Genomic DNA, 11,689 nt, shown 5'->3' with positions numbered 1-11,689 from the left:
AGGCGCCGGGACAGGCTCCGGCTGATTAACACACGTTAAGGATCGCGACCTGACCCGAACATGAACGCGACAGTCATGTGACGTGTTCCATGGCTTGACCGGCGCGCCCGCCAGCGTCAGACACCGCGCCATGACCCGCAGACGCAAACCCGCCCCCGCGCCCCGGCGCCTGACCCTGACCGCCGAGAGCCTGGGCGCGCGCGGCGACGCCGTTTTGCCCGGGCCTGTCTACGCCCCCGGCCTTCTGCCCGGCGAAAGCGCCGAGCTGGAGGTGCGCGGCGAGCGCGGGCGCGTGCTGCGCCGGCTGAGCGACTCCCCGGACCGCGTGACGCCCGCGTGCCCGGTGGCCGAACGCTGCGGCGGCTGCTCTGTGCAGCACATGGAGCTTGGCGCCTATCGCGCGTGGAAGCGGGGCCTGGTGGCGGAGGCGCTGCAGCGCGCCGGTGTCAGGGCCGAGGTCGGAGAGCTGATCGACGCCCATGGCGAGGGGCGCCGGCGGGCGACCTTTCACGCCATGAATTCAGGCGGGCGGTTGGTGTTCGGCTTCATGGAGCGGGCGGGCGACCAGATCGTCGACCTTCATGACTGCCCGGTCTCCCACGCCGCTATCCGCGCCGCCATCCCCGCCCTGCGCAAGCTTGCGAAGGCCGCCGCTCACCCCAAGCGAAAGCTGGAGATCGCCGTGGCGGCCAGTGATAGCGGCCTCGATGTGGCGCTGACGGGGGCGGACAAGCTCGATCTCACCATGCGGGAAAGCGCGGCGGATAGCGCGGGGATAAATGGCTGGGCGCGGGTGACAATCAACGCCGATCCGGTGTTCAAAATCGCCGATCCGGTGTTCAAAACCGGCTCTGTGGAGTTGTCACCGCCGCCTGGCGGGTTCCTGCAGGCGACGGCGGCGGGCGAGGCGGTGCTGGCGGGGATCGTGATGGCGGCGGCGCAGGGCACCACGCGCGTCATCGACCTCTATGCCGGGTCGGGTGCCTTCGCCCTGCGCCTCGCCGCGCATGCGCCGGTGCTGGCGGTGGAGGGTGAGGCCGGGCCGCTCAATGCCCTGAACCATGCCGCCCGGCGCACGCCGGGGCTGAAACCCGTCGACGCCAAGGTGCGCGACCTGGCGCTGGAGCCGCTGAGCGTCAATGAGCTGGCCGGCGCCGATCTCGTCGTCCTGGACCCGCCGCGCGCGGGCGCCCGGACCCAGTGCGAGGCCCTGTCCGACAGCGCGGTTCCGGTCATCGTCTCCATCTCCTGCAACCCGGCCACCTTCGCCCGCGACGCCGCCATCCTGATCGAAGGCGGCTATCTGATGGGCCCCGTCACCCCCGTCGACCAGTTCGCCTGGACCGGCCATGTGGAAGTGGCGGCGGTGTTCAAGAGGCGGTCAGCCGTTTAGCGCCCCCACCAGATACGGCAGGCTGATATCCATGCGGTAGTCGATGCCCGAATGGTCGTCGGGGAATTCCTGGTACTCGTGGGGCACGCCCAGCGCGTCGAGGCGGCGGTGGAGGCGGCGGGCGCCGTAGACCAGGTCGTACTGGTCCACATCGCCGCAATCGATGAACAGGCCCTTGAGTTGTTTGAGGGCGCTGTGATGGCGCTCCACCAGGGTGAGCGGGTCCCAGGCGAGCCAGTTGGCCCAGAGCTCCTCGATACGCTCGCACGTGTCGTGGGTGACGGGCAGGCGCACGCCGAAAGGCTGTGACGGGTCGGGGTCGTAGGTGGCGGCCATGGCCAGCGTCATCAGGACGTGGATGTCGGACCCGGCGGGTTTCACGCTGGCCTCGAACGCCTCCATGAAGCCTTGCACCCCGCCCTTTTTGGCCAGCGCCCGCAGCACGGACGGAAACTCGCGCCCATAGCACAGCTCGAACGCCATATCGCCTGAATGACAGGCCGCGGCCGCCCAGAAATCGGCATGCAGCAGGGCGTGGACGATGGCACCATAGCCGCCCGAGCTCTTGCCGAACACGGCCCGGCGCCCGGCGCCGCCGCAATTAAAACGCGCCTCCACGGCCGGGGTGAATTCGGTGATCAGAATATCCTCCCACGGCCCCATGACCGAGGAGTTGATGTACTGATTGCCGCCCAGGCGCGTGAAGCAGTCGGGGAATGCCACCACCGCCGGGGCCATGACGCCCGAGCCGATCAGCCGGTCGAGGCGTTCAGGGACGTTTTCGCCGAAATTCTTCCACGCCGTGTGCGACAACCCGCTGCCGGTATAGCCGGTCAGGTCCACCAGAAGCGGCAGGCCCGCCCCGTCAGACCCGTGGGGTGTATAGACATCGATGGCGCGCGACGTGGGATCGCCGAGGAAATTGTCTTTCAGCAGCGCGCTGTCCAGATGGATGCGGGTGAGGGTTCCGGCGGGGTGATTGTGGCGGGCGGTCATGAGGCCTCCTTCAGGCGGGACGGCGGCTGCGAAAGGCAGCGGCCAGCGTGCCATCGTCCAGATAATCAAGCTCTCCCCCCACCGGCACGCCGCGCGCCAGCGAGGTGAGGGCGACGCCAGTACCGGCCAGCTTGTCGGCGAGGAAATGGGCGGTGGTCTGGCCGTCCACCGTGGCGTTGAGGGCGAGGATGATTTCATGGATCTCGCCCGAGCGCGCGCGCTCGATCAGGCGGGCGATGTTGAGCTCGTCCGGCCCGATGCCGTCAATCGCTGACAGGACGCCGCCCAGCACGTGATAGCGGCCCTTGAAGGCGCTGGCGCGCTCCAGCGCCCACAGATCGCTCACCGTCTCCACCACGCAGATCACGCCCGGCTCGCGGCGCGGATCGCGGCACACCGTGCACGGATCGGCCACATCGAGATTGCCGCAGATGGAGCACGGCTTCACCTTCGCGGCGGTTTCGGCCAGCGCCTCCGCCAGCGGCAGCATGACCGTGTCGCGCTTTTGCAGCATTTGCAGCGCCGCGCGCCGCGCAGAGCGCGGGCCGAGCCCCGGCAGCTTGGCGAGCAGCTGGATCAGGCGTTCGATTTCAGGTCCGGCCGCCGCCATGGGGCTTGCTCTCCGCAGGGAGGATGATTCGGTTGATGGCACTGTAGCGCGGGGCGGGCGTGGGCGCCGCACTGGCGGCGCCCGCCTTTTTGTTTTCCCGGCTGCCTGAAGGGCAAGCCGGGACCCATCCACCGACATCTTCTACGGGCGCGCAGGCTGAGATGGCGCGGGATGGGTCCCGGGTCTCCCCCGGATCAAGTCCGGGGTCGCCCGGGAAGGCAGGTTGGTGTGACAAGGGCCCCCTCTGCTTTCCCCCCTTCGCACGCGCAGCATGCGCTTCGCACCGGCCCGCGCGGTTGCCAAATCCGCCCCGTAGGGCTACCTCGCCCGCGCAAACGCCTTGCGGGGCAAGAAGAAACGTACGGACAATCCATGTCGAACGGACAGTCGCGCTTTCATGTGCCCACGCCGCCCTTTCGTCCCGGGGATGCGCCCGATTTCAGCTATCTGAACCTGCCCAAGGCGGGGACGGCCAAGCGCCCCGAGGCGCTGGCGTCCTGGCGCGAGACCAGCGATCTCGCGACAGGTCTGGTAGGTGTGCTGGACCATAACCACCAGGCGGTGGGCGAGTGGGACCCCAGGCTGAGCCCGGAGCTCCTGCGCGAAGGTCTGTCGCACATGGTGCTGACGCGCATCTATGACGAGCGCATGCTCAAGCTGCAGCGCCAGGGCAAGATGAGCTTCTACATGAAGTCCACCGGCGAGGAGGCCGTCGCCGTGGCCGCCGCCATGGCCCTGCGCCCCAATGACATGGTGTTCCCCAGCTATCGCCAGCAGGGCATCTTGTTCGCGCGCGGGCGCAATATCGTCGACATGATGTGCCACTGCATCTCCAACAGCCGCGACAATCTCAAGGGCCGCCAGCTGCCGGTTCACTATGCCTGGGCCGAAGGCAATTTCTTCACGATCTCGGGCAATCTGGGCACGCAGTTTCCACAGGCCGTCGGCTATGCCATGGCCTGCGCCTACAAGGGCGAGGACCGGGTTGCGGCGAGCTGGATCGGTGATGGCACCACGGCCGAGGGCGATTTCCACGGCGCGCTGACGCTGGCGTCCACCTATCGCGCGCCGGTGATCCTGAATGTGGTCAATAATCAGTGGGCCATTTCCAGCCACCAGAATATCGCGCTGGGCGACGCGCCGACTTTCGCGTCCAAGGGGCTGGGCTATGGGATCGCCTCGCTGCGCGTGGACGGCAATGACTTCCTGGCGGTGTATGCGGCCACGCAATGGGCTGCCGAGCGCGCGCGCAAGGGCGGCGGGGCGACGCTGATCGAGATGTTCACCTACCGCGCCGACGCCCACTCCACGTCGGATGATCCTTCCAAATACCGGCCCAAGACCGAAGCCGGCGTCTGGCCGCTGGGCGATCCCGTCGAGCGGCTCAAGCAGCACCTGATCGGCAAGGGCGAGTGGGACGAGACCCGCCACGACACGCTGGTGGAGGCGATGACCACGCTGGTGGTCAAATCCTACAAAGAGGCCGAAAGCCACGGCACGCTGCATGATGGCCCGCTTTCGCCCACTGAAAGCATTTTCGAGGACGTGTACGCGCGCCCCGACTGGCGCCTGCGCCGCCAGCGCCAGGATCTGGGGGTCTAGTCATGCCAGCGATGAACATTATTCAGGCGCTGAACTCGGCGATGGACGTGCTGCTGGACACCGATCCGGACGTCATCATCTTCGGCGAGGATGCGGGCTATTTCGGCGGCGTGTTCAAGGCGACCGACGGACTGCAGGCGAAATACGGCCTGGACCGCGTGTTTGATGCGCCGATCAACGAGGCGGCGATTGCGGCCATGGCCATCGGCATGGCGGCGCGGGGGCTGAAACCCATCGCGGAGATCCAGTTCGCTGATTATATCTTTCCCGCCATTGACCAGATCGTGTCGGAGATGAGCCGCATCCGCTATCGCTCGGCGGGGCAGTTCACTGCCGGATGCGTGATGCGCAGCCCCTGGGGTGGCGGCATTCGCGGCGGCCAGACCCATTCCATGAGCCCGGAAGCCTTCTTCACCCATGTGCCCGGCCTGCAGGTGGTGGTGCCGTCCAATCCCTATGACGCCAAGGGCCTGCTGATCGCGGCGGTGGAGAGCGGCGATCCGGTGATCTTCTTTGAACCCAAGCGCATCTATAACGGCCCGTATGACGGCGTGCCCGACAAGCCGCTCGCCTCCTGGGCGCGCCATCCCAAGGGCGAGGTGCCCGAAGGGCGCTACACGGTGGAGCTGGGCAAGGCCGAAGTGGTGCGCGAGGGGTCGGCCTGCACCCTGATCACCTATGGCACGCTGGTGCATGTGGCCGAGGCCGCGGCCGAGCATTCGGGCCTTGATGTGGAGATCATCGATCTCAAATCGCTGGTCCCTTACGATATCGAGACCATCGCCGCCTCGGTGAACAAGACAGGCCGCGTCGTGGTCGCCCAGGAAGCGCCGCGCACATCCGGCTTCGCGGCCGAGCTCGCCGCCCAGATCCAGGAAGAATGCTTCTACGCGCTGGAAGCGCCGATCTTCCGCCTGACGGGGTGGGACACGCCCTATCCCCACGCCCATGAATGGGCCTATTTCCCGACGCGCGACCGCATGATCCGCGCGCTGAAAACCGTCACGGAGGCCTGAAGCCATGGCCGAATACACCTACAAGCTGCCCGATGTCGGCGAGGGCGTGGTCGAGGCCGAGATCGTCGAATGGCACATCAAGGAAGGTGACAAGGTCGTTGAGGACCAGCACATCCTGGATGTGATGACAGACAAGGCGACGGTTGAAATCCCCTGCGCGGTCAATGGCGTGGTCAAAAAGATCGTTGGCGAGCCCGGCGAGGTGCTGGCCGTGGGCACGGTGATCCTGGTGATCGAGATCGACGGGACAGCGCCGACGCAAGAGGACACGCCGGCCCCGGCGAAGGATGACGCGAAGCCGGTCAAGGATGAGGCGAAAGCCGAACCCGCCGCCGCGCCGGCGCCAGTGGAGCGCACAGCCGAGCCTGCACCGGCTCCGGCGGCACCCAAGCCTGCCGCTATGCCCGCTGCCCCCTCACGTTCCTCCGGCGAGCGGGCGCTGGCCAGCCCCGCCGTGCGCCAGCGTGCGCTGGAGGCCGACATTGATCTGTCCGCCGTGCCGGGCTCCGGTCCGGCGGGACGGATCACCCATGATGATCTCGATGATTTCATCGCCTCGGGCGGGCGGCTTGCATCGCGCTCCGGCGCGGCCAGCGGGGGCCGTGCGCCGCGCACCGGCGTGGAGACCATCAAGGTGATCGGCCTGCGCCGCAAGATCGCCGAGAACATGGCGCTGGCCAAGCGCACCATCCCCCACATCGCCTATGTGGAGGAGATCGACCTGACGGCGCTGGAAGATTTGCGCGCCCATCTCAACGCGTCGCGCAAAGAGGGCCGCGAGAAGCTGACCCTCATCCCCTTCCTGGTCACGGCGCTGACCAAAGCGGTCGTGGACGTGCCCCAGGCCAACGCCCATTACGACACCGAGAACGCGGTGCTGACCCAGTATGAGGGCGTGCATTGCGGCATCGCGGCGGCTACGCCCAAGGGGCTGATGGTACCGGTGATCCGCCATGCCGAGGCGATGGACATCTGGCAGATCGCCGCCGAGGTGAAACGCCTGGCTGAAGCGGCGCGCACCGGCAAGGCGACGAAGGAGGAGCTGACCGGCTCCACCATCACCATCACCTCGCTGGGCGCCATGGGCGGCATCGTCACCACCCCGGTGATCAACCATCCCGAGACGGCGATCATCGGCGTCAACAAGATGCAGGTCCTGCCGCGCTATAACGCAGAGGGCCAGATCACGCCGCGCAAGATCATGAACCTCTCCTCCAGCTTCGATCACCGCATCGTCGACGGCTATGAGGCCGCCCGCCTGATCCAGGCGGTGAAAGCCTATCTGGAGCACCCCGCGACGCTGTTTATGGAGTAGGGGGGATCGCCCTTCGTTCTGCAATGGGCAGTGCCGCACCCCTCACCTTACCTCTCCCCTCTGAAGAGGGGAGAGGAGGCTTTGACGCCGGTTTTCTGACAAAAAAAGCAAGCGCCTGGCCCCACCGTAAAGATCGCGGCGTGGAGGCCCCCTCTCCCCCATGACCATGGGGGAGAGGTAAGGTGAGGGGGTGCGGGCGATCATTGTTCCCCCGCTTCCCCTTTCGCCCGCCAGCCTTCATGATCAGGCAGCGTCAAGCCGAACCCGGAGACACCCCATGCGTATCGCGCTCGCCGTTATCGTGATCCTGCTGGCCCTGACCGGTTGCGCCGAGCCTGTGGCGGGCGGGGTGCAGGCGGGGGCGCCGGGGTTTTTGTACGGGCTGGCCCATGGCTTCCTTCTGCCCTTCACCTTCATCGCCGGATTTTTCATCGAGGTGGCGGTCTACGCCTCGCCCAATAATGGCTGGCCCTATGATCTGGGCTTTCTGATCGGCGTGATGGTGTTCTTTGGCGGCTCGGCCGGGTCAGCACGGCGCTAGGGCTGGGGCTGCCGGGTTCCCCTTTGGGCGCTAAACGGCTAGATCGGGCGCGATATCCCTTTGAACCAAAAGGACGCCGCCATGTCTGAGCGCAAAACCCGCACCTGTCAGGTTCTTGTCGTGGGCGGCGGGCCGGGCGGATACCCGGCCGCGATCCGGGCGGGTCAGCTGGGGCTGGACACGGTGATCGTGGACAAGGCGGGGCTGGGCGGCACCTGCCTCAATCGTGGATGCATCCCGTCCAAGGCCTTTATTCACGCCGCGTCGAAATTTGAAGAGATGCGCCATCTGGCGGACAAGGCCGATATGGGCCTGTCGCTCAGCGCCGCGCCGCAGCTCGACATGGCCGGCTTGACCGCGTGGAAGGATTCCATCGTCAGCAAGCTCACCAAGGGCGTGGGCCAGCTTCTCAAAGCCGCCAAGGTCGAGGCGGTCAATGGCTGGGCGGTGTTCAAGAACGCCAAGACCTGCGTCGTGACGTTGGCTGATGGCGGAGAGCTGGAGATCACGGCCGAGCATGTGATTCTGGCCACGGGGTCGAAGGAAACCGAGCTGCCCTTCATGCCGTTTGGCGGGGCGGTGATCGGCTCGACTCAGGCGCTGGAGCTGACCGAGCTGCCGGAGAAACTGGTGGTGGTGGGCGGCGGCTATATCGGGCTGGAGCTGGGCATCGCGTTCCGCAAGCTGGGCAGCGCGGTGACGGTGGTCGAAGCGCTCGACCGCATCGTGCCGCTGTATGATGCCGAGCTGACGCGCCCGGTCACGATGTGGCTGAAGAAGAACAAGGTCGATCTCCACCTCAAATCCAAGGCCAAGGGCGTGGTGGAGGAGGGCGGCAAGACGGTCCTGGAGTTCGAGACCGAGAACGGCGAGATCCAGCGCATCGAAGCGGACAAAATCCTGGTGTCCGTGGGGCGCAAGCCCGTCACCGACGGCTGGGGGCTGGAGACCATGGGCGTCGACATGGACGGGCCGTTTGTGAAAATCGACGACCAGTGCCGCACCGCCATGCGCGGCGTCTACGCCATCGGCGATCTGACCGGCGAGCCGCTGCTGGCCCACAAGGCCACCGCGCAAGGCGAGGCTGTCGCCGAGATCATCGCCGGCCACAAGCGCCGCTTTGATCCCGCAGCGATCGCCGCCGTGTGCTTTACCGAGCCCGAGCTGGTGGGTGCCGGCCTGACCCCGGACGAGGCCAAGGCCAGGGGCGAAGAGGTGATCACGGGCAAATTCCCGCTGGCGGCGTCGGGCCGGGCGCTGACCATGGACGGCGGCGCCGATGGCGGCTTCGTGCGAGTCACCGCGCGCAAGAGCGATCATGTCATCCTGGGCATTCACGCTGTGGGCAAGCACGTGTCGGAGCTGTCGGGCGAGTTCGCCCTGGCGCTGGAGATGGGCGCGCGTCTGGAGGACATCGCGGGCACGATCCATGTCCACCCGACGCTGACGGAGGCCTTCGCCGAAAGTGCGCTGGCCGCCCTGGGCCACCCGATCCACATTTCAGCCTGAGCTTTTGTACAACCGGCCATGCGCCTGATGATCACGTCCAGCCGGGCGTGCGCGCCTATGTTGCAGTTTCGGCGACTGCGTTAAGTGAACAGCAATAGCTTCACCCTAAAGTGCCTCCTGTCCGGTCCCGGCGGGGGCAAATGACGCCTGTCTGGCCGGATATGGGCTGAACAGGGCCTGCGCTGGCGCGGGGTCCACAAAAAAACAGGTGGGTGTGATGATGAACAAGTTTTCTGCCGCCGCTGCGGCGCTGGTACTGGCCGCAAGCCTGGGCGTGGCTCCGGCGATGGCTGCGAATGATGAGCGTGAGCTGTTGAGCTATGAGGCACCGGAGTTTCCGCGCGCGGCGCACCGGCGCAATCTCGAAGGGTATGTCACGGTGCGCTATGTGGTGACGGAAGAAGGCGCGGTGACCGATGTCGAAGTGGTCGAGGCCACCCCGGCCGGCGTGTTCGAGCGGGCCGTGCTGCGTGCGCTTGAGGCCTGGCGCTATGCGGCCGCCGAGAGCGCGGACACGCTGGAGCGGCGGTTCGACTTCGCCTTTGCAGACTAGACGATGATGGTAGGCGGCGCGGCTTTGGCCGCGCCGCTTTTTCTTGTGATCGACGGTTAACCCTAACAGGACCTTTCCCATGACCTTTCCTCTCCAGTCGGTTCAGTCGCGCCTGATTGCAGCATTTGGCGGCGTAATCGCGCTGACCCTGGCGGTAGTCGCCGCCGGCATGATCGCCTTCCATACCGCAGGCGGCGCTCTGGATGAGGTGGTCGAGCGAACGGCACCGCGCGCCGCTGCGGCCCAGAGGCTGCAGGCTGCGTCTGCCGCCCTGACCGGAGAATTTGCCGCGTTCTCCCGATCGCGCGATTCGATTGACCGCACGGTGTCGGCTTCGCGTCTGGACGCCTTGCTTGAAGACGCCGGCATGGCTGTTGAGCAATTGCGCTCGGCGGGACTGGATGCCGGGGACGCGGCGGCGCTGACCCAGGCGCTGGCGGATGTGCGCGCGGCGGTCAACGCCGCGTCCGATCCGGTGGGCCAGCGGCTGGATGCCCGTGCCGCACGCGAGCGCACGTTGACGGCGGCCCTGCGTGACCGGGCTGAGGCGGCGGACGCGCTTGAGGCGGTGCTGGATTCCACATCGCAGGCAGGCACCATCGAAACCCTGCTGCGAACCGCCATGGCGGTGAATCTGGCCGCGACCCGTTATGCCGAGCTGGGCGCAGCGGCCAGCCTGGCCGAGGTCAATGCGGTGCGCGATGCGTTCGAGCTTGCGGCAGACGAGATCGTGATCAATCTGGCCATATTGGGCGATATCGCTGACGAGGCCATTACTGCGCCGGCCAGCACCCTGCTCGCCCGCGCTGACGGCGCGGACGGGCTGTTCGCCCTGCGCCGCGCGGAGATCGAAGCGGGCATTGCCGCCGAGGACCTGGTGGAAGAGGCGCGGATTGCCGACGCCGAACTGGCCGGGCTGGTCGAGTCGACCCGCGAGGCAGCGCTGGCCGGGCAGGCCCGGGCGGGCGAGGCCGGCCGGGCCGCGATCACGGCCGGTTCGGTGATGATGGTGGCCTTCGGTCTGCTGGGCACCGCGATCGGGCTGGGCGTCATCTGGTTTTATGTCAGCCGCAATCTGCTGCGCCGCCTGAAGCGGATCAATGCCGCGATGACCGGGCTGGCCGGCGGCGAGATCGGCGAGGAGATGAGCGATGACGGGCGCGACGAGATCGCCGCCATGGCCCGCGCCGTGGCGGTGTTCCGCCAGAACGCGATCGAGCGCATGCGCCTGACCAGCGAGCGCGAAGCCGATGAGGCGGCGCGCGCCGCGCGCACCCAGGCCATCGAGGCGCTGGTCGCCGAGTTCGAAACCGTCTCCCAGCGCGCCCTGACCGCGGTCAGCCAGGCGGCGGAGGATATGGATATCGCGGCCCACGCCCTGTCGGAATCCTCGCAGAGCGCGGGTCAGACCACCGCCCAGGTCAATCAGTCGGGTGCGCGGGCCGCCGAGAATGTCGACACGGTGGCGGCAGCCGCCGAACAGATGACCGGCTCGATTTCCGAGATCGCCCAGCAGATCAGCCGCTCCACCCAGATCGCCCAGACTGCGGCGGCGCGGGTGACGCAGACCAATGCCGATGTGGCCGTTCTGAATGAGGCCTCGACGCGCATTGGCGATATCGTGCGCCTGATCAATGACATCGCCGAACAGACCAATCTTCTGGCGCTGAACGCCACCATCGAGGCGGCGCGCGCGGGCGAGGCGGGCAAGGGCTTTGCGGTGGTGGCCAGCGAGGTGAAATCCCTGGCTGAACAGACCGGGAAGGCGACCGCCTCCATTTCCGACCAGATCACCGGCATCCAGTCCGCCACCGGCAAGACGGTGGAGGCCATGGGCAATATCGCTGCGGTGATCGACGAAATGAACGCCATTTCCGCCGCCATCGCCGCAGCCATGGAAGAGCAGCGCGCGGCCGCCACGGAAATCACCCGCGCGGCGCAGGAAGCGGCCGCGGGCGCGCGCGACGTGTCCCAGTCGATCTCGCGGGTGGACAGTGCGGCCAGCGAAACCGGACAATGCGCCGCCCAGGTCAGCGCCGCATCCCAGATGCTCAACCAGGAATCGGGCACGCTCAGGAGCGCAGTCTCGCAATTCCTCGCCGGCGTGCGCGCGGCCTGAACCGGCGCTGCGCGCGCCGGCGCGCGGCGGACCTG

10 protein-coding genes are annotated in these 11,689 nt (G+C 67.2%); 8 read left to right on the top strand and 2 right to left on the bottom strand.

Going from position 1 to position 11,689, the window contains the following annotated elements; genetic code table 11:
• Window positions 1–130 precede the first annotated feature (130 nt).
• Window positions 131–1,393, top strand: coding sequence for a hypothetical protein (locus L2D00_07050; protein ID WBQ14425.1), 1,263 nt, complete (start codon window positions 131–133; stop codon window positions 1,391–1,393).
• Here the strand turns inward: L2D00_07050 and L2D00_07045 are convergent.
• Both L2D00_07045 and recR read right to left on the bottom strand, forming a co-directional pair.
• Window positions 1,382–2,389 (bottom strand): hypothetical protein, encoded by a 1,008-nt coding sequence (locus L2D00_07045; protein WBQ14424.1) that lies wholly within the window; start codon window positions 2,387–2,389, stop codon window positions 1,382–1,384. The two genes, L2D00_07050 and L2D00_07045, sit on opposite strands and share 12 nt — an antisense overlap.
• Window positions 2,390–2,399: 10 nt before the next feature.
• Window positions 2,400–2,999, bottom strand: a complete 600-nt coding sequence (recR, locus tag L2D00_07040) for a recombination mediator RecR (protein WBQ14423.1) — start codon at window positions 2,997–2,999, stop codon at window positions 2,400–2,402.
• Between the two features lie 372 nt (window positions 3,000–3,371).
• Between recR and L2D00_07035 the strand changes: the two genes are divergently transcribed.
• The 7 genes from L2D00_07035 to L2D00_07005 all read left to right on the top strand — a co-directional run bounded on the left by L2D00_07035 (window position 3,372) and on the right by L2D00_07005 (window position 11,654).
• Entirely contained in the window at window positions 3,372–4,601 is a 1,230-nt protein-coding gene (locus tag L2D00_07035) for a 3-methyl-2-oxobutanoate dehydrogenase (2-methylpropanoyl-transferring) subunit alpha (protein ID WBQ14422.1), read from the top strand.
• 2 nt (window positions 4,602–4,603) lie between these two features.
• Entirely contained in the window at window positions 4,604–5,617 is a 1,014-nt protein-coding gene (locus L2D00_07030; GenBank protein WBQ14421.1) for an alpha-ketoacid dehydrogenase subunit beta, read from the top strand.
• Between the two features lie 4 nt (window positions 5,618–5,621).
• Window positions 5,622–6,932 carry a 2-oxo acid dehydrogenase subunit E2 gene (locus tag L2D00_07025; GenBank protein ID WBQ14420.1) on the top strand — a complete coding sequence of 437 codons (1,311 nt, stop codon included), beginning with the start codon at window positions 5,622–5,624 and terminating at the stop codon, window positions 6,930–6,932.
• 277 nt (window positions 6,933–7,209) lie between these two features.
• On the top strand, window positions 7,210–7,473 hold the full coding sequence (locus L2D00_07020; GenBank protein ID WBQ14419.1) for a hypothetical protein: 264 nt from the start codon (window positions 7,210–7,212) through the stop codon (window positions 7,471–7,473).
• Window positions 7,474–7,554: 81 nt separating this feature from the next.
• Entirely contained in the window at window positions 7,555–8,982 is a 1,428-nt protein-coding gene (gene lpdA, locus L2D00_07015) for a dihydrolipoyl dehydrogenase (GenBank protein ID WBQ14418.1), read from the top strand.
• Window positions 8,983–9,202: 220 nt separating this feature from the next.
• Window positions 9,203–9,535 carry an energy transducer TonB gene (locus L2D00_07010; GenBank protein WBQ14417.1) on the top strand — a complete coding sequence of 111 codons (333 nt, stop codon included), beginning with the start codon at window positions 9,203–9,205 and terminating at the stop codon, window positions 9,533–9,535.
• Window positions 9,536–9,614: 79 nt separating this feature from the next.
• Window positions 9,615–11,654 (top strand): methyl-accepting chemotaxis protein, encoded by a 2,040-nt coding sequence (locus tag L2D00_07005; GenBank protein WBQ14416.1) that lies wholly within the window; start codon window positions 9,615–9,617, stop codon window positions 11,652–11,654.
• Window positions 11,655–11,689 lie beyond the last annotated feature (35 nt).

It is taken from the genome of Hyphomonadaceae bacterium BL14 (assembly GCA_027627705.1).
Classification (GTDB): domain Bacteria; phylum Pseudomonadota; class Alphaproteobacteria; order Caulobacterales; family Maricaulaceae; genus Oceanicaulis.
The sequence above is the reverse complement of the archived record's forward strand: the minus strand, read 5'-3'. Positions and strand labels throughout refer to the sequence as shown.

Coding starts and splice junctions, on each gene's coding strand:
- lpdA (WBQ14418.1), top strand. CDS start 7,555: ATGTCTGAGCGCAAAACCCGCACCTGTCAGGTTCTTGTCGTGGGCGGC.
- L2D00_07010 (WBQ14417.1), top strand. CDS start 9,203: ATGAACAAGTTTTCTGCCGCCGCTGCGGCGCTGGTACTGGCCGCAAGC.
- L2D00_07005 (WBQ14416.1), top strand. CDS start 9,615: ATGACCTTTCCTCTCCAGTCGGTTCAGTCGCGCCTGATTGCAGCATTT.
- L2D00_07035 (WBQ14422.1), top strand. CDS start 3,372: ATGTCGAACGGACAGTCGCGCTTTCATGTGCCCACGCCGCCCTTTCGT.
- L2D00_07020 (WBQ14419.1), top strand. CDS start 7,210: ATGCGTATCGCGCTCGCCGTTATCGTGATCCTGCTGGCCCTGACCGGT.
- L2D00_07045 (WBQ14424.1), bottom strand. CDS start 2,389: ATGACCGCCCGCCACAATCACCCCGCCGGAACCCTCACCCGCATCCAT.
- L2D00_07050 (WBQ14425.1), top strand. CDS start 131: ATGACCCGCAGACGCAAACCCGCCCCCGCGCCCCGGCGCCTGACCCTG.
- recR (WBQ14423.1), bottom strand. CDS start 2,999: ATGGCGGCGGCCGGACCTGAAATCGAACGCCTGATCCAGCTGCTCGCC.
- L2D00_07030 (WBQ14421.1), top strand. CDS start 4,604: ATGCCAGCGATGAACATTATTCAGGCGCTGAACTCGGCGATGGACGTG.
- L2D00_07025 (WBQ14420.1), top strand. CDS start 5,622: ATGGCCGAATACACCTACAAGCTGCCCGATGTCGGCGAGGGCGTGGTC.